This window comes from Streptomyces sp. NPDC096132 (assembly GCF_044763345.1).
GTDB lineage: Bacteria > Actinomycetota > Actinomycetes > Streptomycetales > Streptomycetaceae > Streptomyces.
In genome coordinates this window covers 44804-68446 of sequence record NZ_JBIWGA010000025.1, presented here as the reverse complement: position 1 = coordinate 68446, position 23643 = coordinate 44804, and the positions used below count along the sequence as shown (strand labels likewise).

Below are 23643 nucleotides of genomic sequence, written 5' to 3'. Positions count from 1 at the left end.
GGCAGACGAGGCGGGCGGCCGGACGGTGACCGGGCCGTACCGTGCGCGGCGTCCACCACGAGCGGCGGCGGTGGAATCGGCCTCGAGGGCGGTCGACGTGGTCGTACACGGGATACCTCCGGATCGGTCGCCGTCAGCATCCAGCGGCGGCGGTGGTCGGCGCGGCGGCCGATGGTCTTCTCGAACAGGGCCGAGGGTCCCTCTTCGCAACCGGTACGACGGGGCCGTACGGGCCCCTCGTCCGCGCCCGGACAGGCGCGGACGAGGCGTGCTGGGCCGGCAGGCGCGGGCGAGGCGTGCAGGCCCGGCAGGCGCGGGCGAGGCTCTGCAGGCCCGGCAGGCGCGACGGGGCCTTCGGACAGGTCCCGGGACGGACAGGTCCCGGCAAGCGCGGACATGCCACTTCAGACAGGCCAGGCCCCGGAAAGCGCAAACGGGCCTTCAGACAGGCCCCGGCAAGCACGAACGGGCCCTCAGACAGACCCCGGCAAGCACGAACGGCCCTCAGACTGGCCCTCAGACAGACCCCGGCAGGCGCGGACGAGCCTTCGGACAGGCCCCCGGACAGGGCCCCGCGGGAGCGGACGGCCCCCGGACAGGGCCCCGCGGGAGCGGACGGCCCCCGGACAGATGCGGTCCGCGCGCCGCCGGACAGACGCGGACGCGCCTGTCTGTTCAGGGGCGGTTCGGGGAGCGGGGTGCCAGGGCGTCAGCGGTGGCCAGCAGGGCCACGCCCAGACCGGTCAGTGCGGCGCCCAGGCCCGTGACCAGGGTCGTGAGGTGCCATGCCTGGTAGGCGGACATCAGTGAGGCGCGCAGGGACTGGCCCATGAACGCGGTCTGGCGCAGCTCGGCGAGCTTCTCGTCGTCGCCTCCGACGGCGTACAGCTCGGCGGTGATCTCGGCGTAGGTGCGGCCGCCGGTGGCATGGGCGAGATTGCCCTTGATGAACTCGGCGTAGGCGTGTGCCTCGGGGCCGGTTTCCACGCGGTGGCCGGCGTGGGCGGCGAGTTCGGCGGGCAGCCCGCGCTGGGGGAAGGTGATCTTCTGGGCCGCCAGTTCGGTGCGGATCTCCTTTCTGCCGCTGCGACCGCGCCACAGCATGACAGGTCCGGCGACTCCCAGGGCGATGCCGACCGTCCCGAGCAGGGTGCCGGCCCGGCGGTGCGATGCGTCCATGACGTGTCCTCTTTCGTCGAGTGGCTGTGGGTCAGCGGTGGCTGAGCCGCAGTCGCCAGGCTGCGGGGCCGCGTTCCAGGTACTCCACCGAGAAGGCTCCCGGGCTGCGCTGTTCGATCTGCGCGAGCAGCGGCAGCGGGTCGTGCGGGGCGACCAGCACCATCGCCGTGCCCGCCGGGACGGCGTCCAGGGCGCCGAAGACCGTGGCGTGACGCAGGGCGTGCGGAACCTCCCGCACGTCCAGTTCGGGCTCGGCCGTCTCCTCCTCGCCGCCGCAGCCGCACACCCCGCCGCAGCCGCCGGTCTCCTCGATCCGCGCCTCTCGCATGTCCTGTCCTTCCTGGAGGTCCTGATCCTCTTGGGCGTTCCTGGCGCGCGTGCCGTCGGCGAGCCGGTGGTGCATGTCCGCGAGCAGCGCGGCCAGGGAGACGTCGGGCGTCATGGCGAGCAGAGGCAGCACGAGGCCGTTCTCCTTGGCCACGTGCTCTTCGAAGAGCACCTGCAGGGCCCGGGCGTCGGCCGCCGCGCCCGAGGGGCCGGGTGCGGCACGCAGGGCGGCGACGAGCGCGGTGAGGCAGCGGTGTTCACCGATGAGACTCTCGACGAGCAGGCGGGCCTCGGGCATGCCATGGGCGGCCGGATAGAGCACGGCCTCCTCCACGGCGGCGTGCGGCAGCAGTGAACGGTCGCAGAAGGCCACTAGCCCGGCGTGGATCCGCGCGGCAGCGCTCGGGTCGCGGGCCACGGCGGTCAGCAGCATCTTGACCCGTCCGGCCAGTTCCCCGGCCAGGCGGGCGTGATGCGCCTCGGCGGCTTCGAGGGCCTTGGCGTCCTCGGGGGCCGAGGCGAGGGTGAGCGCACTCATGGGGGTGTCTCCAGCAGGTCGCGATCGGCTCGGCCGACCGGCACGGGCGGGGCCGGCATCCCGGGCGTCGGCGCCGGGGAACGTCGACGCCGGGGAAGAGGGATGCCGCGTCCGGCCGTGAGGGACGGCCGGACGCGCGACCGGACCGGGCGCCACGCGCCGTACGCGCTTCACCCGCGGCGGCCGGGGACGGGGGAATCAGCCGCCTGGCAGGCACGGAATGCGGTCGTACAGAGGGGCATCCGCGGTTCGGTCAGTGCCAAGCATGCAACGCCGGCCAGCCCGGCTCCCCCGCCGACCGGTCCCGGGTGCCGGGACCATTGGTCCCTGTTGCGGCCGGCCGGATTGGGCCGGAAGGTCGTCCGGCGAGGACCGCCGGCCCCAGGTGCACCGGGTTCCGCGCCACCTAGCGTTCCTGGCCATGGAGAACGATCAGAACGCACGGCGTCAGGAGCCCCGCGCAGGTGAGGGCTGGCCGCTGGCCGCCCGGCGGCTGCTCACCCGCCGTGAGGTGTCGGCCGACGGGCGCGCCGTGTTCGGCACGGGCGACCCGCAGTGGGAGGGCTTCTACCGGGACAGGTGGGCGCACGACAAGGTGGTGCGCTCCACGCACGGGGTGAACTGCACCGGTTCCTGCTCGTGGATGGTGTACGTCAAGGACGGCATCATCACCTGGGAGCACCAGGCCACCGACTACCCGTCGATCGGCGCGGACTGCCCCGAGTACGAGCCGCGCGGCTGCCCGCGCGGGGCGTCCTTCTCCTGGTACACGTACTCGCCCAGCCGGGTCCGCTACCCGTATGTGCGGGGCGCGTTGCTGAAGCTGTGGCGGGAGGCCCGTAAGCGGCTGGGTGACCCGGTGGCGGCCTGGGCCGAGATCACCTCCGACCCGGCGAAGGCCCGCGCGTACAAGCGCGCCCGTGGCAAGGGCGGTCTGGTCCGCGCCGACTGGGACGAGGTCAGCGAACTGATCGCCGCCGCCCAGGTGCACACCGTCAAGACGTACGGCCCCGACCGTGTCGCGGGCTTCTCACCCATCCCGGCGATGTCGATGGCCTCGTTCGCGGCCGGAGCACGGTTCCACTCGCTGATCGGCGGCACCCTGCTGTCGTTCTACGACTGGTACGCGGACCTGCCGATCGCCTCGCCGCAGGTCTTCGGCGACCAGACGGACGTGCCGGAAGCGGCGGACTGGTGGAACGCGGGCTATCTGATCATGTGGGGTTCCAACATCCCCGTCACCCGCACCCCGGACGCGCACTTCCTCACCGAGACCCGCTACAACGGCACGAAGGTCGTCGCCGTCAGCCCCGACTACGCCGACAACGTCAAGCACGCCGACGAGTGGGTCTCCCCGCACCCCGGCACGGACGGGGCGCTGGCGATGGCCATGGGGCATGTGATCCTGCGCGAGTTCCTGGTCGACCGAGAAGTGCCGTACTTCCAGGACTACCTGCGCAAGTTCACCGACGCGCCGTTCCTGGTGACCTTGCGCGAGCACGACCACGGTCTCGTTCCGGACGGGTTCCTCACGGCGGCCGACCTCGGCCGTGACGAGGAGAACGCCGAGTTCAAGACCGTACTTCTGGACCGGGCCACCGGCGAACCGGTGGTCCCCGGCGGCTCGCTCGGCTTCCGGTGGGGGGAGGCCGGGCGAGGCCGCTGGAACCTCGAACTGGGCGATGTCGTACCCGAGTTGAGCCTGCTGGAGCGGGCCGAGGAGAGCGTCGAGATCGCGCTGCCCCGGTTCGACGAGGGCGGCACCGAGGGCGGTTCGATCATGGTCCGGGGCGTTCCGGTCCGCAGGATCGGCGGACGGCTCGTCACCACCGTGTTCGACCTGATGTTCGCCCAGTACGGGGTGCGGCGTCCCGGGCTGCCGGGCAGCTGGCCGTCGTCGTACGAGGACGCGAGCGAGCCCTGTACCCCGGCCTGGCAGGAGACGATCACCTCCGTGCCGGCCGAGCAGGCGGCCCGTATCGCCCGGGAGTTCGCGCGCAACGCGGAGCGCACACAGGGCCGTTCGATGATCGCGCTGGGTGCCGGCACCAACCACTGGTTCCACTCCGACACCATCTACCGTGCCTTCCTGGCGCTGACCACCATGACCGGCTGCCAGGGCGTCAACGGCGGCGGCTGGGCGCACTACGTCGGCCAGGAGAAGGTCCGTCCGGTCACCGGGCAGCAGCACCTGTCGTTCGCCTTCGACTGGCAGCGGCCCACCCGGCACATGGCGGGCACCTCCTACTGGTATCTGAACTCCGACCAGTGGCGCTATGAGGCGTTCGGGCCGCAGGAGCTGGCTTCCCCGCTGGGGAAGGGACGGTTCCAGGGCAAGGGCTTCGCCGACTGTCTGGCGCAGGCCGTGCGGCTGGGCTGGACGCCCGGTCACCCCGGCTTCAACCGCAACCCGCTCGACCTGACGGACGAGGCGAAGGCTCGAGGGCGTGAGGTCGCCGAGCACATCGTCGACGAGCTGAAGTCGGGTCGGCTGCGGTTCGCCGCCGAGGACCCCGACGACCCGGCCAACTTCCCGCGCGTGCTGACCGTGTGGCGGGCCAATCTGCTCGGCTCCTCCGGCAAGGGCAACGAGTACTTCCTGCGGCACCTCCTGGGCACCGACGCGGCCGTCCGCTCCGAGGAGACCCCGCCCGAGGGGCGCCCGAAGGACGTGGTGTGGCGGGAGGAGGCACCCGAGGGCAAGCTCGACCTGCTGGTCACCATGGACTTCCGGATGACGTCCACCGGTCTGCTCGCCGACGTCGTCCTGCCGGCCGCCACCTGGTACGAGAAGGACGACCTGTCCAGCACGGACATGCACCCCTTCGTGCACGCCTTCACCCCCGCGATCGCCCCGCCCTGGCAGGCCCGCACCGACTACGACGCGTTCCTCACGATCGCCGACCGGTTCAGCGAGCTGGCCGCCGAGCACCTCGGCACCCGCACCGACGTCCTCGCGGTGCCGCTGCTGCACGACACCCCCGACGAACTCGCCCAGCCCGGCGGGGTCGTACGGGACTGGAAGGCCGGCGAGTGCGAGCCGATCCCGGGCCGGACCATGCCGAAGCTGGTCACGATCGAACGGGACTACGCCGCCATCGGCCAGAAGATCCGCGCCGTCGGCCCGCTCCTGGACACCCTGGGCACCACCACCAAGGGCGTCACCGTCCACCCGAACCAGGAGATCGACGACCTGCGGCGCCGCAACGGCACCGTCAGGGACGGAGTCGCCGCCGGACGGCCCGCGCTCGCCACCGCGAGCCACATGTGCGAGGCGATCCTCGCCCTGTCCGGCACCACCAACGGCCGCCTGGCCACCGAGGGTTTCCGCGCACTGGAGCAACAGACCGGCAGGGAGGGCCTGGTGGAGCTCGCCTCCGAGCGCGAGGCGGAGCGGATCACCTTCGCCGACACCCGCACCCAGCCGCGCTCCGTGATGACCTCCTACGAGTGGTCGGGCTCGGAGACGGGTGGCCGCCGCTACTCGCCCTTCGTCATCAACACCGAGCACAAGAAGCCCTGGCACACCCTCACCGGCCGCCAGCACTTCTTCGTCCAGCACGACTGGATCACGGAACTCGGCGAGCAACTGCCGGTCTACCGGCCGCCGTTGAACACTCCCAAGCACTACGGCGACGAGCACCTCGACGACGGCCGCGCCGAAGTCACCGTCCGCTACCTCACCCCGCACTCGAAGTGGTCGATCCACTCGAACTACCAGGACAACAAGTACATGCTCGATCTGTCCCGCGGTGGGCCGACGATCTGGATGTCCACCGTCGACGCCGAGAAGATCGGCGTGAAGGACAACGAATGGATCGAGGCGTACAACCGCAACGGCGTCGTCGCCGCCCGGGCCGTGGTCACTCACCGCATGCCCGAGGGAACCGTGTACATGTACCACGCCCAGGACCGCAACGTGAACGTCCCCAAGACCGAGGTGAGCGGCAAGCGCGGCGGCATCCACAACTCCCTGACTCGGCTGCTGCTCAAGCCCACCCATCTCGCAGGCGGCTACGCGCAGTTCACCTACGCCTTCAACTACTACGGCCCGACCGGCAACCAGCGCGACGAGGTCACCGTGATCCGTCGTCGCTCGCAGGATGTGGAGTACTGACATGCCCCGTGGCGAAGCCACTATCGGACGGGTGATGGCTCAGATCGCGATGGTCATGAACCTCGACAAGTGCATCGGCTGCCACACCTGCTCGGTCACCTGCAAGCAGACGTGGACCAACCGCACCGGCGTCGAGTACGCCTGGTTCAACAACGTCGAGACCAAACCCGGCGTCGGCTACCCCCGCCGCTACGAGGACCAGGAGCAGTGGAAGGGCGGCTGGATGCTCGACAAGCGCGGGCGCCTCGTCCTGCGCTCCGGTGGGCGGATCAAGCGGCTGCTGTCGCTGTTCTCCAACCCCGACCTGCCGACCCTCGAGGACTACTACGAGCCGGTCACCTACGACTACGACAACCTGGTCAGCGCCCCGGCCGGCAAGGACATCCCCGTCGCCCGCCCCCGCTCCGTCCTCACCGGCAAGCCCACGGCCATCACCTGGGGCGCCAACTGGGAGGACGGCCTGGGCGGCGCGCCGGAGAACGCCGGCGGCGACCCCAACCTCAGCGGTGAGTGGGCGCGGAAGGTCAAGTTCGAGTTCGAGCAGACCTTCCTCTTCCACCTCCCGCGCCTGTGCGAGCACTGCCTCAACCCGGCCTGTGTCTCCGCCTGCCCGTCGGGCGCGATGTACAAGCGCGTGGAGGACGGCATCGTCCTGGTCGACCAGGACCGCTGCCGGGGCTGGCGGATGTGCGTGACGGCGTGCCCGTACAAGAAGGTGTACGTCAACCACGCCACCGGCAAGGCCGAGAAGTGCACGTTCTGCTTCCCGCGCATCGAGGCCGGCCAGCCCACCGTCTGCTCGGAGACCTGCGTCGGCCGGCTGCGCTACCTCGGGCTGCTGCTGTACGACGCCGACCGCGTCGGCGAGGCCGCCGCCACCCCGGACGAGAAGGACCTGCTGGACGCCCAGCGCGGCGTCTTCCTCGACCCGCACGACCCCGAAGTCCGTGCGGCCGCTCGGGAGTCGGGCATCCCCGACGACTGGCTGGACGCCGCCCGCCGCTCCCCGGTGTACGACCTGGTCATGCGGTACAAGGTGGCGCTGCCGCTGCACCCGGAGTACCGGACGATGCCGATGGTCTGGTACGTGCCTCCGCTCTCCCCCGTGCTCGACGCCGTCGACGCGGCGGGCGGCGACCAGGACGACCCCGACCATGTCTTCGCCGCCGTCACCCGGCTGCGCATCCCGCTCGAGTACCTGGCCGAGCTGTTCACCGCCGGGGACACCGATGTGGTCGGCGGGGTGCTGATGAAGCTCACCGCGCTGCGCTCCTACATGCGCGAGCGCACCCTCGGTGAGGAAGGGGACGAGGCGGTCCTCAAGGCCGTCGGACTCACCGTGCGCGAGGCGGAGGACCTGCACCGGCTGCTCGCCGTCGCCAAGTACGCCGACCGGTACGTGGTCCCCGCCGCGCACAAGGAGGACGCGGCCGCACTGACCGCGATGGAGAACCGCTGCCCGGTCGAGTCGTCGGGCGAACCGGCCGAGGCCGGTGGCCGACGCGTGATGCTCGGCATCCCCACCCTGCGCCGCGACACCGCCGGAGGCCACTCGTGAGCCCGCTGCCCTCCCCCAGTGCTGAACGCCTGGGGAGACCCCCATCGATTCCCGCCCTCGTCCGCACCCGAATCCGGGCGGCCGTACGCCGCCCGGCCCGGCTCACGCCGGAGGAGGCCGAGGCCCGCTCCCTGCTGCTGCGGCTGTGCTCGCTGCTGCTGCAGTACCCGGATGCCGAACTCGCCGCCGCCCGCCCGGTACTGACGGCCACGGTCGAGGCGCTGCCGCCGTCACCCGCCGCCGAGCACCTGGCCGCCTTCACCGCCTGGCTCGCCGACGAGGAGCCGGAAGCTCTGGAACGCCACTACGTCGAGATGTTCGACCTGCGCCGCAGGAGCAGCCTCTACCTCACCTACTACCTGCACGGCGACACCCGCCGCCGGGGCATGGCCCTGCTCACCCTGAACCAGCGCTACCGCGCCGCGGGTTGGGACACCGACGGCGGCGAACTGCCCGACCACCTCCCGGTCGTCCTGGAGTTCGCCGCCCTGACGGGTCCCGGTGCCGGCGAGGCGCCGCTGCGCCAGCACCGGCGCGGGCTGGAGCTGATCCACCGGGCGCTGACCGACTCCGACTCCCCTTACCGGCATGTCCTGGCCGCGCTGCTCACCCTGATGCCACCGCCCACCGAGGCGGACCGCGCGGCAGTGGACCAGCTAGTCGCCGAGGGCCCGCCGGACGAGGAGGTCGGCCTCGACCCCTACGGGACCTACGGGGACGGCGAGTTCGCGCCTCCGGGCACGTTCGTGCCGCCCATGCAGGCACCGCCGACCCGAGTCCCGCCCGCCCCGACCAGCCGTACGGAAGGCCCCCGATGAACGCCGCGCTCTCCCCCCTGGCCGCCGCCGCGGCGAGCGGTGCCGATCTCCTCCTGTGGGTCGCCGTCCCCTACATCTGCCTCGCCGTGTTCGCGGTCGGGCACGTCTGGCGCTACCGGCAGGACCAGTTCGGCTGGACCTCCCGGACCACCCAGCTCCTCGAACACCGCTGGCTGCGCTGGGGCAGCCCGCTGTTCCACCTCGGCGCCTTCATGGTGATCGCCGGGCATGTCGTGGGGCTCGCCGTTCCCGGCTCGTGGACCGAGGCCGTGGGCATCAGCGAGCACGCCTACCACACCACGGCCGTCTGGGCGGGCTCGGTGGCGGGCGTCGCCATGGTCGCGGGGCTGGGCATGCTGTGCGCCCGCCGGCTGCTGACCCGCCGGATCCGCCTCGGCACCGACCGCAGCGACAAGCTCCTCTTCCCGCTGCTCTCCGCCACCGTCCTGCTCGGCATCACCGCCACCGCCGCCCACAACGTCTTCGGCGGCGGCTACGACTACCGCTCCACCGTCTCCGTATGGTTCCGCGGCCTGTTCGTCCTCCAGCCGGAGCCGGAGGCCATCGCCGGAGCCCCGCTGCTCTTCCAGTTGCACGCCCTGACCGCCTTCCTGCTCTTCGCGGCCTGGCCGTTCACCCGGCTGGTCCACGTGTGGAGCGCCCCGATCGGCTACCTCGCCCGGCCCTACCTGGTCTACCGGCGGCGGACCGCACCGGCGGCAGCCCCGGGGGTGGGCGGCCGGACCCGGTCCGCGTCGGGCCCCCGGCGAGCCGCATGAGCCACGGACCCTCGCTCGCACCGGGCACCACGACCGCCCCGCGCCCGCACGCGGTGGGCGCGAGCCGCCGCACGGGATGCGTGATGGTCCTCCCCGGGATCCTCGGCTGGCTCGCCTCCTTCCGGCTGACCGTGGACGACCGGCGCCTGCTCCGCGACCCCGCCTACCAACCGCCCTGCAACATCAGCCCCGTCGTGAGCTGCGGCAGCGTCATGTCCAGCCCGCAGGGCGGCCTGTTCGGCTTCCCCAACATGCTGCTCGGCCTCGGCCCAGTCGCCGACGTGACCACCCTGGGCGTCGCCGTGCTCTCCGGGGCGCGCCCGCCGCCCATATGCCCGGCCACTGGCTGCTGGCCCGCCTGGGCAAGCGTGTGCTGCGTCCCGGCGGTGTGGAGCTGACCCGGTGGATGCTGGACGCCCTGGGTGTGGGTCTGCGGGACCGGGTGGTGGAGCTGGCCGCCGGCCTCGGCGCCACCGCCCGGCTGACCCTCGCCCGCCGCCCGGCCGCCTACACCGCCGTCGACCGCGACGCCGCCGCCGTGGCCGCGCTCAGCGCCCTCGCCGCCCCCGGCGCGACCGAGGTGCGTGCCGTACGGTCGGACGCCGCGGACACCGGGCTGGCGGACGGCGGTGCCACGGTCGTGTAAGGCGAGGCGATGCTGACGATGCAGCCCTACCCCGCCAAGCGGCGCGTCGTACGGGAGGCACGCCGTCTGCTCGACGGCGCCGCCGACCGGTACGCCATCCACGAACTGTGCCTGCTGCCCGACGACCTGGACCCGGCCCTCGCCGACCGGATCACCTCGGACCTGCAGGACGCCATCCACGTCGGTGCCCGCCCCCTGACGCCCACCGACTGGAAGGCACTCCTCACCGACGAGGGCTTCACGGTCACCGCGCACAGGACGGCGCCGATGGCGCTGCTCGAACCGCGCCGACCGGTCGCCGACGAAGGGCTGACCCCCGCCCTGCGCATCGCCGGCCGAGCGCTGCGGGACCCGGCCGCCCTGCGCCGTGTGCTGCACCTGCGCCGCGTCTTCCAGCGCCACAGCGCCCATCTGGGCGCGATCAGTCTGCTCGCCGTCCCCACCCCGTCCCAGCCCTGAGGAGGTCCCCCAGATGACCGCCACCGTGATCACCGACCTGGCCGCCGAACTGACCGTGCCCGAGGACGGTACCCTCAGCCGCGTCCTGTACCGCGACGACCGCCTGCGCGTGGTCGGCTTCGCCTTCGCCGCCGGCCAGGAACTGACCGAGCACACCTCCGCCCTGCCCGTGGTCATCCAGGTCGTCCAAGGCCGTCTCGACCTCTTCCTCGGCGAGGAGATGACCGAGGCGACGCCCGGAAGCTGGATCCACCTGCCGGCGCGGCTGCCGCACACCGTGCGTGCCACCGAGCCCAGCGTCATGCTGCTGACCATGCTGCCCGCCCCGGAGCCGTCCGGTTCCGCGCTGTGACCGACGCCCGGTCGTGCGCCCTGCCCTGATCAGCGCACCAGCGCCGCTGCCACCGTGGACGACAGCACGGCGAACAGCGGATCGGGACTGATCCCCCCGGCGGCGCTTCGGCCGGCCGGGCCCGGCCGGATGTCCCCATGGGGTCGATCGGCCCTCGCAGGACGACCCGTTGGTCTCTGCCGTCGTCGATCGCGGATGGGGCACCGTGGAGGTGTGATGTTCAGGTCCGTCGTGCCCGGAGGGATGCGCACATGCTGAAAGGGAAGGGCAGGGTGTTGCTCTGGCGCTGGCGGCGCAACCCACTCAGGAGGCGCTCCGACATCGCCGAAGCCTGGATCGGCGTCGCAGCGGCGGCACTGCTGCTGTTCATGGCGCCCGCGGTGGGCGTGGTGACGGCCGTCGTCGGCGAGCGCTCCGCCCTCGACCAGGCGCAGGGCCTGCACCGCGCTGCCGCCCGCCTCGTCGAGGACGCCACCGTGACGCCGTCACGGTTCTCCGGGATGACGGACGACCACGCGCGGGCGACCGTGCGGTGGACGTTGCCCGACGGCTCTTCCAGGACCGGTGAGGCCATGACGGCAGCGGGCGGCAAGGCGGGCTCGTCCACCACGGTGTGGCTGGACGACGCGGGCCGCCTCCGTCCCGCCCCGCCCACCCCCGCTCAGGCCGGCGCACAGGGAACCGCGCTCGGCGCGGCGGCCGGAGCCGGTGCGTGCGTGCTGGTGGCAGGCGCCTCGTGGGCCGCACGGGCACGGCTGGATGCGCGCCGCACAGCCCAGTGGGACCGGGCCTGGGCCACGTTCAACACCGACCGGGGCCACCGGCACGCGTAGGACCCCTCCGACAGCAGGCCCGAACACGTGCCGGGCCGCGGATCACGTCCCCCTCGACGACACGGGCGCGGCGGTCGGGCTGCTGGATGCAACGGGGCTCGCCCACCACGACCGGCCGAGTCCCACCCGGGGACCCTCAGACGCATCGAGCCTTACCCGGGCTGCCTGTCACCGCCCGTGCCGGGACCGCCGCAGACATTGCGGCGGGGGGAGAGCCTGAGTGTGCCGGTGGCCACGCCGCCTCCACCGAGCCACCATCCGTCGATCCGACCACGATGAATCGTGGACACGGCTGCGTTCAGCGGGGAATCACCCAGCCCGGTGCCCAGGTCCCGGCGGCGTCGTGGCCGGCCGCCGTGGCGGCGAGGTGGGCGCGGAGGGTGGCCAGTGCGGGGTGGGGGTTGTCGCGGTGCCACAGGAGGGAGTGCGGGTAGACGGGCGTCGGGTCGGTCACCGGGATGCGGCGCAGGCCGTGGCCGGCGGGCCAGACAAGGCGGGTGTCCCCGCCCATGAAGGTCGCCAGGGCGGGCGTGTCGGCGATGGTGTCGAGGAGAGCGTCGGAGCCGAAGTTGGGGCCGGTCGCCTCGATGGTGAGGCCGAACTCGGCGACGAGGTCGTCGTAGTAGGCGGCCCACTCGGTGCCGGGGACGATGCCGGGCATCCAGATCCGATGTCCGGCGAGCTGAGCGAGGGTCACCGACCGGGCGCCCGCCAGCGCGTGGGCGGGGCCGGTGAGGAGTTGGAGCGGCTCGTCGAGTACCCGGACGGAGGCGATGTCCTCGGGAAGGGGCCGGCCGGGTGCGGCGACGGCGCGGAAGGACGCGTCGATCGCACCGGACCGGATGGCGGTGAGGGCGGTCTCGATTTCGAACAGCATCACCACGTCGAGGTCGATCTCGGGGTGCACGCGGTGGAAGCCGCGCATCAGGCCCGACGCCGCGCCGCGCGAGGCGATCACGTCGACGCGCAGCGGACGGCGGCCGGGGCGCACGGACGCGACCGCGCGCTCGGCGACGCGCAGCAGCTCGCGCGCGTGGGGCAGGAACGCCTGTCCGTCGATGGTGAGCTCGGCGCCGCGCGGGGTGCGCGTGAACAGCCGCACGCCGAGAGTGCGCTCCAGTGCGGCGACGCGTTTGGAGACAGCCTGCTGGGTGACCGCCAGCTCCGCGGCTGCCTCCTGGAACTGCCCCGCGTCAGCGGCAGCGACGAAGGTCCGGACGGTGTCGAGGTCCACGCCGGACACCTTAGGGGTACAACCGATGGTTGTGGCCGACGGCCCTGCGGTTGTTTGATCCCTGGGCACGGTGCTCGGTTTGATGCTGCCGATCGCGAATCGGTTGTGCAGGGTGAGTGCGAGGGGCATCGGACATGAGGAGCGGGCACCGGCTGGGACGTCTGCTCGGACATCGGCTGGGGCGGCAGTTCGGTTGGCTGTGGGCAGCGTACGGGACCAGCGCGCTCGGCACGTGGCTCGCCTTCGGCGCGTTCCCGCTGATCGCCATCCAGGTGCTGCACGCCTCACCGGCCGAGGTCGCCGCGCTCTCCTCCGTGGGGGCTGCGGTGGGCGCGGCCGCGGCGGTGCCGCTCGGCCCGTGGGTGGAGTTCCGCCGCAAGCGGCCGGTGCTGATCGCGATGGACCTGGTGCGGTTCGCGGCGCTGCTGACGATCCCCGCCGCGTTCGCGCTCGGCATGCTCACCTTCCTTCAGCTCCTGCTCGTCTCGGTCGTCGTCGCGGCGGCCGACATCACCTTCCGCGCCGCCTCCGGGGCGTACCTGAAGACGCTGCTGCCGGCCGAGGACCTGCTCGTCGCGAATGCCCGATTCGAGTCCACGACCTGGACGACCACGATCATCGGACCGCCGCTGGGCGGCGTGGCGATCGGGCTCCTCGGTCCGGTGGCGACGGTGGTGGCCGACGCGGTCAGCTACCTGCTCTCGGCCATGGGCATCCGCGCGTCGGGCGGGAACGAGCCGCCGCCCGTACGCCGGGAGGCCCCGCGCATGCGGGCCCGGGACCTGCTCGACGGCTGGCGCTACATCCTCGCCGACGCGACACTGCGCCCACTGTTCTTCAACACCGCCCTGTTCAACGGCCTGGTGATGGCCGCCCAGCCGCTGCTGGCCGTCCTGATGCTCGGCCGACTCGGCTTCACACCTTGGGAGTACGGCCTCGCCTTCGCCGCGCCCTCGATCGGCGGGCTGCTCGGTTCGAGACTGGCCCGACCGCTCGTCACCCGGTTCGGGCAGCACCAGGTCCTCGTCACGGCCGGGGCGCTGCGCGCGATCTGGCCCGTCGGCCTGGCCTTCCTGGGGCCCGGCACGTCAGGGCTGCTGCTGGTGATCGGCGTCGAGCTCGGGCTCATCTTCTGCTGCGGGGTCTTCAACCCCGTCCACGCCACCTACCGCCTCCAGCGCACCGCGACCGACCGGGTCGCCCGCACGCTGTCCGCCTGGGCGGTGACGACCAAGGCCTCGACCGCGCTCCTGACGGCCGTCTGGGGCGTGCTGGGCGGCCTGCTCGGCCCGCGTACGGCCATCGGCCTGGCCGGCGTGCTCCTGCTGGCGACCCCGCTGCTCCTCCCCCGCCGCGCGGCAGCACCTCTCTCCCAGCCGGAACGGGCGCCACACCACACCTGACGGGCCGCAATCGACCCGGGCGTCCCGGCCTCCGGCCCCGGCCGGCTCGGAGGAGGTGCTCAGAACACCAAGGGGCCCGGGGACAACGGGGTGACGGCCTGGCAGTAGGACGTGATGCCGAACATCACGAAACGCAGCGCGTGCACGCCGCCGATGGTGTCCAGGCTGTCCCCGGGTTCGACCGTGCCCTCGAGCGGGCCGGTGTTGAGCGGGTCGCCCGCGAGGAGGGGTGGGTTGGACAGCGTCCCGGTGAAGGTGGTCGGCTCTCCACTGCTGGTGTCGTAGAGCACCAGGGTGGTGGTGATGGTGTACGGCGGGATGGTGACGGGGGCGGTTATCGAGGTCAATGTGACTGTGATCGTCGCCTCGGTGCCGTTCTGGGCGGCAGTGAATTCAGCGGTGGTCCACCCCAGGGTTCCGCAGTCGTACTGGGCCGTGGCCCGCATCGGTGTCACGGCACCCGCCCCGGGGGCCAGAGCCACAGTGGCGGCCATCAGCGCTGCGGAGGCAACAGCGATCACCGCGGTGCGTAACTTCCGCTTCGTACGTCTCATGACTCACTCCTCCTGCGCAGACCTGCCGTTTGCCTGACGTCACGTCAGGTATTGGCCACATTGATGCGCAGGGAGCGCGAGAAGGCAAGCGACACGGATGCCTGGCCAAGGCCACGTTCAACGTGATGCGCTGAGGGCTGCGTCACGTGCTCCGCCTGCGTCAAGACGCGGTCAGGCGGGCTGCCACAGCTCGACCCGGTTGCCCTCAGGGTCCGTGACCCAGCCGAAGCGACCGACACCCTCCATGTCCTGCGTCTCTTCAGCCACGTCCGCTCCCTTGGCACGCAACTGCGCGAGCATCGCATCCAGGTCGCGGACGCGGAAGTTGAGCATGCTCTGCTGGGCGCGGGACCCGAAGTAGTCGGTCCCGGACTCGAACGTCGCGAACACCGTCGGCCCGGCTCCCTGCTGCCACAGGCCGTTCTCATCGGCCTCCAGGCCCAGGCAATCGCGGTACCACACGCTCAGGGCTGTCGGGTCGGTGGCCCGCATGAAATATCCACCGATTCCAAGCACACGTTCCATGCCGCCATCCTGCCAGGACGACGATCCGGCGGGCCGACACGACACCATCGCCCGAGACGCATCTGGCCGTCGAGCAGGGACAAAGCCACTGTCCGTCGTGATCACAGCCGGGCACGGCGGGGCGATCCTCCAGGCCCACCTGCGCAGACGCGGTACCGAGGCGACCATCCCCGTCGCCGCGGACCGCGTCCCCAATCGCCGGCAACTCGGCTCGTGCGGCTGCCGTCCCGGCGGGGTGCTGGTCGCCGATCTGCATCTCGAACTCAGCCCGCTGTCACGGGAAGAAGCCGTAACCCGGCTGCGAACCTGGGCCGTGGAGCAGGACACGGGGCGCCACGGCCGGTGATCGGTCAAGTAATGGCTCGCCCAACGCCCACCCCTCTGACCGGACTTCGGTAGGCGCGGCGCCCCAGCCGCGCCCACTTGCATGATCCGCCGAACACCCCCTAGACCTCGATGGTGGCTTCGGCTTCGGCCCTGTCGGCAGGGTCCACTGGCTTGGGACGACCGGGCAGGAGCAGGCACACCGGTACGGCGACGGCGGTGAAGGCCACCGACCACCAGAAGGCGGCGTCGAAGCCGTCGGCCAGGGCACCCGGGGTGTGGGCGTCGCCGGCGGTGTGCTGGAGGATGACGGCAAGGACGGCGATCCCCACCGAGCCGCCGATCTGCTGGGCGACGCGGGTGATGATGCTGGCGTCGGGGATCTCCTTGTGTTCCAGGCCGACATAGGCGGCGCCGCTGAGCGCGATCATGGCGGCGCCCATGCCGATGCCGCGGACGAGCAGCGCGGCCATGAGCAGGACCTCGCTGGTGTCGTCGGTGACGAGGGCGAACGGCACGGAGGCAGCGGTGACGACGGCGAAGGCGGCGAGGGCGACCCAGCGGGGGCCGATGCGGTCGGTGTAGTTGCCTGCCAGGGTGCGTGCGAGGAGCGCGCCGACGCCCTGCGGGATGAGGAGCAGCCCGGCGCCGAGGGCGTCCTCGCCACGGACCTGCTGAAAGTACAGGGGCAGCAGCATCATCGCCCCGTACAGGGTGATGCCGCCCAGGAAGAGGAGAGTGGAAGCGGAGGCCAGTGCGCGGTGGCGGAACAGCCGCAGGTTGACCAAGGCGCCGGTGGTGCGGGGCAGTGTCCGGGCGGTGAAGCCTCCGACCAGGGCGAGGCCGCCGATGAGCGGGACGAGGACCTCGGCGTCGGCGAAGCCCGCACTGCCCTCGACCCGGGAGAGTCCGTAGATGAGGGCGGCGACGCCCGGGGAGAGCAGGAGCACGCCGATGACGTCCAAGCGGGCGCGGGGGCTGCCGGGTGCGGGCCGGTCGTCGGGCAGGTTGCGCCGGGCGAGCCAGCCGCCGACGACGCAGAAGGGGACATTGACGAGGAACAGCCAGCGCCAGTCGGCCAGATGCAGGATGAGGCCGCCCAGGACCGGGCCGAGGATCGGGCCGAGGGCGGTGGGCACGGTGATGACGGCCATGACCTTGCCGATGTTGCGGCCCTTGGCGGCCTGCATGATCAGCGTGGCCGTGAGCGGCATCATGATGCCGCCCGCGATGCCCTGGACGATGCGGAAGGCGATAAGGCCGGCCGCGTCCCACGCCAGCGCGCTCAGGATCGAGCCGAGCAGAAATACGCCAAGGGACGCCGTCCACAGGCGTTTGCCACCCAGCCGGGACTGGGCCCATCCGGCGAGCGGGATGGTGACGAACACCGCCAGCAGGTAGCCGGTGCTCACCCACTGGATGGTGGACAGCGGGGCGTCGAGTTCCTCCGCCAGGTCGCCCAGGGCGACGCTGACGATGGTGGTGTCGAAGACGACGGCGAGGGCGCCCACGATGATGGTGACCGCCGTCCGCCACACGGCGGGGTCCATGCGGTCGGGGTCCGCGACCGCGGGTGCGGTTCCGGTCTCGTTGGGAGTGCTCACGAACAGCCACCTTAAGATATAGCGGTCTATCTTACGATGGTCAGGGTAGGGGGCTAGAATAAGAAAGGTCAATCTATCTAAGGGAGGGCGGATGGCCGAGCGGCGCCGTGGAGCGGCATTGGAGAAGGCTCTTCTCGATGCGGCCTGGGAAGAACTCACGGACCACGGCTACGCCAGGTTCACCATGGACGCCGTCGTACAGCGCGCGGGCACCAGTCCTCCGGTGCTCTACCGCCGCTGGTCCGGCCGCGACGAGCTCGTCCGGGCGGCCATCACCCACGTCCTGGAGCGCTCCCGAGTAGACACCCCCGACACCGGAAGCCTGCGGGAGGACGTCCTCACCCTCATGCGGGAGATCAACGCCACCCGTGTCCAGCTCGTCATCGTCATGAGCGCACACCTGGCCGGCTACTACCAGGAGACCGGAACCAGCCCCGGCGACCTCCTCACCGCGGGAGGCGAGCAGACCGCCGACATGCTCTTCGACCGCGCCGTCGCCCGCGGCGAGATCAAGCCGGAACACCTCACCGAGCGCATCAAGTCCCTCCCCTTCGACCTGCTGCGCCACGAAATCCTGACGACCTTCGCGCCCGCACCCGACCACGTCCTCGAAGAGATCGTCGACACGATCTTCCTCCCCCTCGTGCGCTGACCACGCGGGACCTCTCATCCGAGGGCCCCGCCACGATGAGTTTCGGCCGGATCGCGGGTCTGTTCTGGTGTCGTAGGACGTCGTCGTACGACGCCGCCCGGCACGAGACCCCACGGAGGACGCCATGACGACCACGCCGAGTGACCCGACCACGGCGCTGCCCAGCCGCCCGCCCGTCGTCGACCTGGCCACCTGGCAGGCCGCCCGTGACGAGCTCCTGGTCCGCGAGAAGGCCTATACCCACGAGGGCGACGCTCTCGCCGCGGCCCGCCGCCGGCTGCCGATGGTGGAGTTCGACGGGACGGTCGAGGTCGTCGGACCCGACGGCCCGGTCCCGTTCCTGGACCTGTTCCAGGGCCGCGACGAGCTCGTGGTCTACAAGCACATGTGGTACGACGGCGCGCCGCACCAGGGGCAGTGCGAGGGCTGCACCACCACGGCCTGGCACCTCAAGGACGCCGTCTACCTCAACGCCCGCGGCGTGTCCTTCGCCATCCTGACCACGGGTCGGTGGGACGAGGTGGCCTCCTACGTCGAGTTCATGGGTTACACCCAGCCCTGGTATTCAGTGCGCGAAGTGGACGCGCCGGTCGGTGGCGACATGGGTTACCTCACCTGCTTCCTGCGCGACGGCGACCGCGTGTTCCTCACCTACTCCACAACGGGCCGTGGCAACGAGCGGGTCAACGGGTCCCTCGGCCTCCTCGACATGACGCCCTATGGCCGCGGCGAGGCATGGGAGGACAACCCCGAGGGCCGGCCCGAGGGGCGCAGCCCGTGCTGGTCCTGGCGCGCGGACGCGAACGGGAACGCCACCTGGGGCCCGACCAGTCGCCCCGTACCGCAGTGGACCCGCCCCGGCGCAACCCCCGTGGAAACCCTCGGCCGACACGGCCACCACCACTGACACGGTCTCTGGCTGCCCGCCCGATGACGAACCCCCGCCCTGCCGGGCTGGAAGGACGGGGGTTCGCGGTCCATGTGCCGCGTCAGGGGCCTGTGGTGCCCGGCGTTTTCACCCCAGCCCTGGGGCGCGTCATCCACCCACGGCATCCTCGGCCTCCCAGCGCAGCAGGTCCCCCGGCTGGCACTCGAGCACCTCGCAGAGCGCGGCGAGCGTCGCGAAGCGCACCGCCTTGGCGCGGCCGTTCTTGAGTACCGCAAGGTTGGCGGGCGTGATCCCTACGCGGTCCGCGAGTTCGCCCACGGACATCTTCCGCTTGGCCAGCATCACGTCGATGTCGACGGCGATCGGCATCAGATCACCTCGTCCAACTCGGCCTGCATCTGCGCCGCTTCGACGTCGCGCGCGACGGCTTGGGCGAGCAGCATCCGCAGCACGAGCACGATGAGCGCGACCCCGAGGATGGCCACGCCAACCCCGCCCATGATGACGGTGACGCCCGGGTCTTCCCGTTGGCCCGGCGCATTGATGAGCGTCACCGCGAACCACACCAGGGCAGCCGCCACGATCGCGCCGATCACTCCATCCACGTACCGGAAGGCGGCGTGGGAGAACACGGTTCCGCGTCGCACCATCGTCACCAGCCGCCATACGCAGACCAGGGCGACCTGGACCGAGACCATGCCCAGGATCGTGATCACGCGCAGCGGAGTCAGCGGGAGCGACCCGTCCTCCGGGTCGTTCCCGCTGACCAACGTCCACACCATCAATGCCTGTACGAACACGGTGCCGACGAGCACCACCACGAGCACGCCGCGCAGCGCACACACCGCCAGTTTCCCCATAGCCCATCCCTCCATCGACTTGCGATGGAAATCTATCGAGTTTCGATAGACGAAGCAAGGCGTCACCTGCGGCCGCCCCCTCACCGCACGCAGGAGGAGAACCAGAATCTGATGAAGTACTACTGGGCCGGGTCCAGCCCGGCCATTTGTTCTGCGAAGGCCTGAGCTGCCGTCGGGGAGGTGAAGAGCCGGTCGAGGCGGGAGCGGGCCAGGTTGCGCAGGAACGGGCCCGAGTTCGTGTCGTCGCCGGCGTCGTGGACCGTCCGGGTCAGCCAGTGGGAGAACTCCTGGTCGTTCCATACGCGCCGCAGGCAACGCCGGGAGTAGGTGCGCAGCCCGGTGTCGTCGTGGTCGCGGACGTGGTCCCGGATGGCGCGGGCGAGGAGATCGGCGTCGTACAGGGCGAGGTTCATGCCTTTGCCGCCCATGGGGGCCACGATGTGGGCGGCATCGCCGACGAGAAACAGCCGGCCGTACTGCATCGGGTCGTGGACGAGGCTGCGCAGCCGGAAGGTCTCGCGGTCGGTGATCGGGCCCGCGATGAGGGCGGGGTCGGCGAGTCTCGTGCGCAGCGCGTCCCAGACGCGGTTGTCGGGCCAGGCGTCGGGATGGTCGTCGGGCGGGCACTGGAGGTAGTAGCGGCTGCTGTGCGGTCCGCGGGGGAAGTGCGCGGCGAAGCCCTGCGAGCTGACGGCGAGCAGGGGGTGAGTGGGGGGCGGGGCGTCGGCGAGGACGGTGAGCCAGCCGATGCCGTGGTCGTGGGTGTGGGCGGTGAGGACGCCGTCGGGAACGGCGGTGCGGGTGACGCCGTGATCACCGTCGCAGCCGGCGACGAAGGCGCAGGTGATCGTATGCAGGGCGCCTTCGGCGGAGCGGTAGCGGACGGTCGGGCGGTCGCCGGTCAGGTCGTGCAGGGAGACGTCGGCCGCCTCGTAGCGCAGGTCGCCACCGTCGGCGAGACAGGCAGCGGTGAGTTTCTGGACCAGGATCTGCTGGGGACACAGACGCGCCCCGGGGCCTTCGGAACCGTCGCGGTCGTCGACGAGGTGACTCTCGCCGTCCACCCTGAACTCCAGGATGCCGTCGTGCGGCGGGCCGCCCAGCACCAGGTCGGCCAGCCCCCAGGATTCGAACATCCTGACGGCACGGCTCTCCACGATGCCGGCTCGCTGCCGCTGCGCCACGTACTCGCGGCTGCGGCGCTCCAGGACGACACAGTCGACGCCGCAGCTGCGCAGTAGAAGGGCCAAGGTCAGCCCGGCCGGCCCCGCACCGATCACCACGACGGTCGTGGACTCCGGCGCTTCACTCAACTCCCGCTGCTCTTCCGCCACTTGACACCTCCCAGTGCAGCGTAGCCGACGGCGTCGCCCAAACCGGCGCGGTCCTCGCACGTGCCCACCAGTCCACGGGGGATCCGGTGCGGGTGCGCCGGTGGATCGCCGGGCGGAGCGTCGGGCACCGGGAGAAGTGGCGGGTCGGGGAGAGCAACCGGCAGTAGCAAGGAGCTCACACGATCACGGGGGTGTTGACGTTCTGTGACTGCGAAGGACCTCTTACCGTGTTGCATCATCTTTGTTGGCGCCCCGTGTCTTGCTCCACGGCCCAGGTCCGCAGCCGGTTTACGGCCTCTTCCCGTGACAGCGGGCCGAGTTCGAGATGCAGATCCTGTAGCTGGCGAGTGGCCGCACCGATCAGTGGGCCTGGAGGTATGCCGAGCAGCTCCATGATCGCCTTACCGTCCAGAGCCACCGGAACGTTGGGGAGCCTCCTGCGTTTCTCGAACTCCGCAGCGGCACGCGCTGTTCTCTCGTGCTCCGCCAGCTGCTCCTCATGCCACTCGGCGTAGGTTGCCGCCCATCGAGCAGTCCGGCCGGCCAACTGCCAGCCGTCCATGTCCTGTTCCCGACCAAGCCCCACTTCCAGGAACAGGTCGTGGTAGTCCGCTTCTTCGGAGCTGCTCGGAACGACATCGAGCAGGGCGAGTGCGGCATTGATCGGCCAGTCTTCCCGTGGACCGGTGAAGTCCCAGGTATGGGCCGGACCCCACACCTTCGCGCCGGTTCGCCACACGGCAGAGGTCTGGTATCCGTCTCCCCCGTGGAAGTCTGCCTCCACGTAGGCGATCGGCCCGCCCCTGGACCAGTAGCTCCAGGTCTGCTCGAAGGCCGGGGACATTACCCTGAATGGCTGACTCTCAGGCCCGGCGCCATCCTGGCCGGCAAGCAGACCGGTCGGCTCCTCGAGGAGTTGTTCGGTGACAGGCACGAGCCCCATGCACTGTCGGAGCGGGGCGACAGCCGCTTCCCGAATCCCGGCAGTCTGGCTCCTGAGCAGGTCGAAACTTCCCATGACAGCGTTGAGCTCGTACGGCATTCCCGCAGGGTAACCGTCGGAGAAGTCCACGACCCGGCTGTGCTTCTCGGCGCAGCGCCGTAGCCGCCCTTGCGGGCGATCTCGCCGACGAAGCCCAACTCTCCGAGCGCGCAACGGGTGGCCACAGCGCGCGAACGGCTCCACCGAGTCGTGGTCAGCGGCGGACCTCGCGGTAGCGGCTGGGGGTGGTGCCGTAGGTGGAGGTGAAGGTTCGGCTGAAGACGGCCAGGTTGGTGAATCCGTATCGGGCCGCGATGTCGGTGAGCGAGTGGTGGGCGTTGCGGGGTGAGAGCAACGCCTGGCGGCAGGATTCCAGGCGGCGGGTTCTGATCGCGGTGGCCACCGTGGTGTCGAAGCGGGAGAAGACCCGGTGGAGGGTGCGCGTGGAGATGTAGAAAGTGTTCGCGATCTGCTGGGGTGACAGGCTCGGGTCGTCGATGTGTGCGTCGATGTGGTGCAGTACGGCGGTGTAGAGCCGGCGTGCCTGGGCGTCGGGGTCGTCCGGCTCGACCTCCTCGAGCGCGGCTGTGATCGCCAGTTCCGCGATTTCGCCGGCGAGGCGGACAGCACCGCCCGAGGACACCTCGCAGCCGGGGTCCAGCAGGTTCGACAGGACTGGTGACAGCAGCCGTCCCAGCGCCGAATCCGCGCGCACCGCCGTCGCGGTCAGCTGATGCGATCCCGACTCCGTCAGCGGAATGGACGCGCGTGGCCAGGTGTACACGCGCAGCTTCCAGTCAGGGCTCAGGTTCCAGGTGAACGGTCGGGAGGTTTCGTAAATGGCGAAATCCCCCGGTCGCAGCGTGCAGGTCCGCCCGTCCTGGGAGAGGAGGCCCTCGCCCGCGACCGGCATGCCGATCTGCAGAAGGTTCCGGGGTTGACGGGCGGTCAGGCGGGGGGTGCGCTCGAAGGTCTGCGAGGTGGCGGCGACATCGGCTGCCATCAGGTGCGCCAGTTGCCGGGTGCGCACCGACCCGGAGAACCGGGCCGGGTCGGCAGGCGTGATGTCGAGCGCGACGAAGGTGTCGCGGATCATCTCGATCCAGGTATCGACCGCATGGGTCTGAACCGTCGCCGAGGCGCAGTCCTGGGCATCAGGCCGATCGGCGGGTGCAGGCTGCAACGACATCGGCCCCCTCCTCCCAAGTGGATCTCATCCCCACAAAGCCGACTGAGGCGTGTAGTGCGGCCGTACGATACGCCGTCGCGGTCCGGAACGGGAGGGGCGGGGCGGTCAGCGGCCGGTCGGGCTCGCGGCCGCGGCTCCGGCCGTGCGATCGGATGCCCTCCCGCTCAGGGCCGCCGCGCTGACGATGGCACTGACGGTCAAGGCGGCTGTCTCTGTGCGACAAACACGACGCTGCGGCGACTCGTACGGTCATGGTGACTCGCGGAACCCCAAGAGGACGTTCCGGGCTATCGCCGACTCGCACTGGAGGCCGAGATGCCACCTCATTCCGAGTGGAAAAAGGATCGCTCGACGCGTACGGGTATGCCGACGCCGCGTTGATGACGTGCCGCCCGCTGGACGGCGCCGGCCCGGTCGCGCCTGGCGACCCGGGCGCCGGCCCCGGCGCGTTTCGCCGGGCCGGCATCCCGAGATCGACCTCTCTCGC

The 23643-nt window shown here is 71.2% G+C and carries 24 protein-coding genes; 13 read left to right on the top strand and 11 right to left on the bottom strand.

The annotated features are described in order from the left end of the window. Positions 1-675: 675 nt before the first annotated feature. Together ACIRF9_RS40785 and ACIRF9_RS40780 are read right to left on the bottom strand one after the other, a co-directional pair. Positions 676-1179, bottom strand: coding sequence for a hypothetical protein (locus ACIRF9_RS40785; RefSeq protein WP_403833226.1), 504 nt, complete (start codon positions 1177-1179; stop codon positions 676-678). A gap of 31 nt (positions 1180-1210) precedes the next feature. Further along, a complete protein-coding gene (locus ACIRF9_RS40780) occupies positions 1211-2044 on the bottom strand; it encodes a DUF2249 domain-containing protein (protein WP_403833224.1) in 834 nt (277 codons plus the stop codon). Between the two features lie 421 nt (positions 2045-2465). Between ACIRF9_RS40780 and ACIRF9_RS40775 the strand changes: the two genes are divergently transcribed. From ACIRF9_RS40775 to ACIRF9_RS40735, 9 genes are all read left to right on the top strand, one after another. Then, complete coding sequence (locus ACIRF9_RS40775; RefSeq protein ID WP_403833222.1) at positions 2466-6161, top strand: nitrate reductase subunit alpha; 3696 nt, start codon at positions 2466-2468, stop codon at positions 6159-6161. A 1-nt stretch (position 6162) separates the two neighbouring features. Continuing rightward, the gene (narH, locus tag ACIRF9_RS40770) at positions 6163-7719 is read left to right on the top strand and encodes a nitrate reductase subunit beta (protein ID WP_403833220.1); all 1557 of its coding nucleotides are present in this window, start codon (positions 6163-6165) and stop codon (positions 7717-7719) included. Beyond that, the gene (gene narJ, locus ACIRF9_RS40765) at positions 7716-8537 is read left to right on the top strand and encodes a nitrate reductase molybdenum cofactor assembly chaperone (protein ID WP_403833218.1); all 822 of its coding nucleotides are present in this window, start codon (positions 7716-7718) and stop codon (positions 8535-8537) included. Before narH ends, narJ begins: the two co-directional genes overlap by 4 nt. After that, positions 8534-9316 (top strand): respiratory nitrate reductase subunit gamma, encoded by a 783-nt coding sequence (narI, locus tag ACIRF9_RS40760; RefSeq protein ID WP_403833216.1) that lies wholly within the window; start codon positions 8534-8536, stop codon positions 9314-9316. Before narJ ends, narI begins: the two co-directional genes overlap by 4 nt. After that, the gene (locus ACIRF9_RS40755) at positions 9313-9714 is read left to right on the top strand and encodes a vitamin K epoxide reductase family protein (RefSeq protein WP_403833214.1); all 402 of its coding nucleotides are present in this window, start codon (positions 9313-9315) and stop codon (positions 9712-9714) included. The genes narI and ACIRF9_RS40755 overlap by 4 nt, the downstream gene beginning before the upstream one ends. Next, positions 9648-9962 (top strand): hypothetical protein, encoded by a 315-nt coding sequence (locus tag ACIRF9_RS40750; RefSeq protein WP_403833387.1) that lies wholly within the window; start codon positions 9648-9650, stop codon positions 9960-9962. Before ACIRF9_RS40755 ends, ACIRF9_RS40750 begins: the two co-directional genes overlap by 67 nt. Before the next feature lie 9 nt (positions 9963-9971). Beyond that, positions 9972-10421 (top strand): hypothetical protein, encoded by a 450-nt coding sequence (locus tag ACIRF9_RS40745; protein WP_403833212.1) that lies wholly within the window; start codon positions 9972-9974, stop codon positions 10419-10421. Between the two features lie 13 nt (positions 10422-10434). Beyond that, positions 10435-10773, top strand: a complete 339-nt coding sequence (locus tag ACIRF9_RS40740) for a cupin domain-containing protein (protein ID WP_403833210.1) — start codon at positions 10435-10437, stop codon at positions 10771-10773. Between the two features lie 251 nt (positions 10774-11024). Further along, positions 11025-11606 carry a hypothetical protein gene (locus ACIRF9_RS40735; RefSeq protein WP_403833208.1) on the top strand — a complete coding sequence of 194 codons (582 nt, stop codon included), beginning with the start codon at positions 11025-11027 and terminating at the stop codon, positions 11604-11606. 298 nt (positions 11607-11904) lie between these two features. On the opposite strand, the gene ACIRF9_RS40730 is transcribed toward ACIRF9_RS40735, so the two are convergent. Beyond that, positions 11905-12840: a LysR family transcriptional regulator gene (locus ACIRF9_RS40730; RefSeq protein ID WP_403833206.1), complete on the bottom strand. Its 936-nt coding sequence runs from the start codon at positions 12838-12840 to the stop codon at positions 11905-11907. Positions 12841-12974: 134 nt separating this feature from the next. Here ACIRF9_RS40730 and ACIRF9_RS40725 point away from each other — a divergent pair, with 134 nt between their 5' ends. Further along, positions 12975-14243, top strand: a complete 1269-nt coding sequence (locus tag ACIRF9_RS40725; protein WP_403833204.1) for an MFS transporter — start codon at positions 12975-12977, stop codon at positions 14241-14243. Between the two features lie 59 nt (positions 14244-14302). Here the strand turns inward: ACIRF9_RS40725 and ACIRF9_RS40720 are convergent, their stop codons facing one another. Then, positions 14303-14797, bottom strand: coding sequence for a hypothetical protein (locus tag ACIRF9_RS40720; RefSeq protein WP_403833202.1), 495 nt, complete (start codon positions 14795-14797; stop codon positions 14303-14305). Between the two features lie 171 nt (positions 14798-14968). Next, a complete protein-coding gene (locus ACIRF9_RS40715) occupies positions 14969-15322 on the bottom strand; it encodes a VOC family protein (RefSeq protein ID WP_403833200.1) in 354 nt (117 codons plus the stop codon). Between the two features lie 97 nt (positions 15323-15419). Here ACIRF9_RS40715 and ACIRF9_RS40710 point away from each other — a divergent pair, with 97 nt between their 5' ends. Continuing rightward, positions 15420-15668, top strand: coding sequence for a hypothetical protein (locus ACIRF9_RS40710; RefSeq protein ID WP_403833198.1), 249 nt, complete (start codon positions 15420-15422; stop codon positions 15666-15668). A gap of 100 nt (positions 15669-15768) precedes the next feature. Here ACIRF9_RS40710 and ACIRF9_RS40705 read toward each other — a convergent pair whose 3' ends face one another. Further along, positions 15769-17196, bottom strand: coding sequence for an MDR family MFS transporter (locus tag ACIRF9_RS40705; RefSeq protein WP_403833374.1), 1428 nt, complete (start codon positions 17194-17196; stop codon positions 15769-15771). A 145-nt stretch (positions 17197-17341) separates the two neighbouring features. On the opposite strand from ACIRF9_RS40705, the gene ACIRF9_RS40700 reads away from it, so the two are divergent. Both ACIRF9_RS40700 and ACIRF9_RS40695 read left to right on the top strand, forming a co-directional pair. Beyond that, complete coding sequence (locus ACIRF9_RS40700; protein ID WP_403833196.1) at positions 17342-17902, top strand: TetR/AcrR family transcriptional regulator; 561 nt, start codon at positions 17342-17344, stop codon at positions 17900-17902. Positions 17903-18026: 124 nt separating this feature from the next. Continuing rightward, complete coding sequence (locus ACIRF9_RS40695) at positions 18027-18809, top strand: DUF899 domain-containing protein (RefSeq protein ID WP_403833194.1); 783 nt, start codon at positions 18027-18029, stop codon at positions 18807-18809. A 129-nt stretch (positions 18810-18938) separates the two neighbouring features. Here the strand turns inward: ACIRF9_RS40695 and ACIRF9_RS40690 are convergent, their stop codons facing one another. The 5 genes from ACIRF9_RS40690 to ACIRF9_RS40670 all read right to left on the bottom strand — a co-directional run bounded on the left by ACIRF9_RS40690 (position 18939) and on the right by ACIRF9_RS40670 (position 23156). Continuing rightward, a complete protein-coding gene (locus ACIRF9_RS40690; protein WP_403833192.1) occupies positions 18939-19160 on the bottom strand; it encodes a helix-turn-helix domain-containing protein in 222 nt (73 codons plus the stop codon). Further along, the gene (locus tag ACIRF9_RS40685) at positions 19160-19651 is read right to left on the bottom strand and encodes a DUF2975 domain-containing protein (protein WP_403833190.1); all 492 of its coding nucleotides are present in this window, start codon (positions 19649-19651) and stop codon (positions 19160-19162) included. Before ACIRF9_RS40685 ends, ACIRF9_RS40690 begins: the two co-directional genes overlap by 1 nt. Positions 19652-19770: 119 nt before the next feature. Next, positions 19771-20985 (bottom strand): 4-hydroxybenzoate 3-monooxygenase, encoded by a 1215-nt coding sequence (locus ACIRF9_RS40680; RefSeq protein WP_403833188.1) that lies wholly within the window; start codon positions 20983-20985, stop codon positions 19771-19773. 235 nt (positions 20986-21220) lie between these two features. Then, positions 21221-22027, bottom strand: coding sequence for a hypothetical protein (locus ACIRF9_RS40675; protein WP_403833186.1), 807 nt, complete (start codon positions 22025-22027; stop codon positions 21221-21223). Between the two features lie 154 nt (positions 22028-22181). Next, positions 22182-23156 carry a helix-turn-helix domain-containing protein gene (locus ACIRF9_RS40670; RefSeq protein ID WP_403833183.1) on the bottom strand — a complete coding sequence of 325 codons (975 nt, stop codon included), beginning with the start codon at positions 23154-23156 and terminating at the stop codon, positions 22182-22184. Between the last annotated feature and the right edge of the window lie 487 nt (positions 23157-23643).

Excerpts from the sequence above, each read along its gene's own strand:
- ACIRF9_RS40785 (WP_403833226.1), bottom strand. The coding sequence starts at position 1,179 with ATGGACGCATCGCACCGCCGGGCCGGCACCCTGCTCGGGACGGTCGGC.
- ACIRF9_RS40780 (WP_403833224.1), bottom strand. The coding sequence starts at position 2,044 with ATGAGTGCGCTCACCCTCGCCTCGGCCCCCGAGGACGCCAAGGCCCTC.
- ACIRF9_RS40775 (WP_403833222.1), top strand. The coding sequence starts at position 2,466 with ATGGAGAACGATCAGAACGCACGGCGTCAGGAGCCCCGCGCAGGTGAG.
- narH (WP_403833220.1), top strand. The coding sequence starts at position 6,163 with ATGCCCCGTGGCGAAGCCACTATCGGACGGGTGATGGCTCAGATCGCG.
- narI (WP_403833216.1), top strand. The coding sequence starts at position 8,534 with ATGAACGCCGCGCTCTCCCCCCTGGCCGCCGCCGCGGCGAGCGGTGCC.
- ACIRF9_RS40755 (WP_403833214.1), top strand. The coding sequence starts at position 9,313 with ATGAGCCACGGACCCTCGCTCGCACCGGGCACCACGACCGCCCCGCGC.
- ACIRF9_RS40750 (WP_403833387.1), top strand. The coding sequence starts at position 9,648 with ATGCCCGGCCACTGGCTGCTGGCCCGCCTGGGCAAGCGTGTGCTGCGT.
- ACIRF9_RS40745 (WP_403833212.1), top strand. The coding sequence starts at position 9,972 with ATGCTGACGATGCAGCCCTACCCCGCCAAGCGGCGCGTCGTACGGGAG.
- ACIRF9_RS40740 (WP_403833210.1), top strand. The coding sequence starts at position 10,435 with ATGACCGCCACCGTGATCACCGACCTGGCCGCCGAACTGACCGTGCCC.
- ACIRF9_RS40735 (WP_403833208.1), top strand. The coding sequence starts at position 11,025 with ATGCTGAAAGGGAAGGGCAGGGTGTTGCTCTGGCGCTGGCGGCGCAAC.
- ACIRF9_RS40725 (WP_403833204.1), top strand. The coding sequence starts at position 12,975 with ATGAGGAGCGGGCACCGGCTGGGACGTCTGCTCGGACATCGGCTGGGG.
- ACIRF9_RS40720 (WP_403833202.1), bottom strand. The coding sequence starts at position 14,797 with ATGAGACGTACGAAGCGGAAGTTACGCACCGCGGTGATCGCTGTTGCC.
- ACIRF9_RS40715 (WP_403833200.1), bottom strand. The coding sequence starts at position 15,322 with ATGGAACGTGTGCTTGGAATCGGTGGATATTTCATGCGGGCCACCGAC.
- ACIRF9_RS40705 (WP_403833374.1), bottom strand. The coding sequence starts at position 17,196 with ATGGACCCCGCCGTGTGGCGGACGGCGGTCACCATCATCGTGGGCGCC.
- ACIRF9_RS40700 (WP_403833196.1), top strand. The coding sequence starts at position 17,342 with ATGGCCGAGCGGCGCCGTGGAGCGGCATTGGAGAAGGCTCTTCTCGAT.
- ACIRF9_RS40695 (WP_403833194.1), top strand. The coding sequence starts at position 18,027 with ATGACGACCACGCCGAGTGACCCGACCACGGCGCTGCCCAGCCGCCCG.
- ACIRF9_RS40690 (WP_403833192.1), bottom strand. The coding sequence starts at position 19,160 with ATGCCGATCGCCGTCGACATCGACGTGATGCTGGCCAAGCGGAAGATG.
- ACIRF9_RS40685 (WP_403833190.1), bottom strand. The coding sequence starts at position 19,651 with ATGGGGAAACTGGCGGTGTGTGCGCTGCGCGGCGTGCTCGTGGTGGTG.
- ACIRF9_RS40675 (WP_403833186.1), bottom strand. The coding sequence starts at position 22,027 with ATGCCGTACGAGCTCAACGCTGTCATGGGAAGTTTCGACCTGCTCAGG.
- ACIRF9_RS40670 (WP_403833183.1), bottom strand. The coding sequence starts at position 23,156 with ATGTCGTTGCAGCCTGCACCCGCCGATCGGCCTGATGCCCAGGACTGC.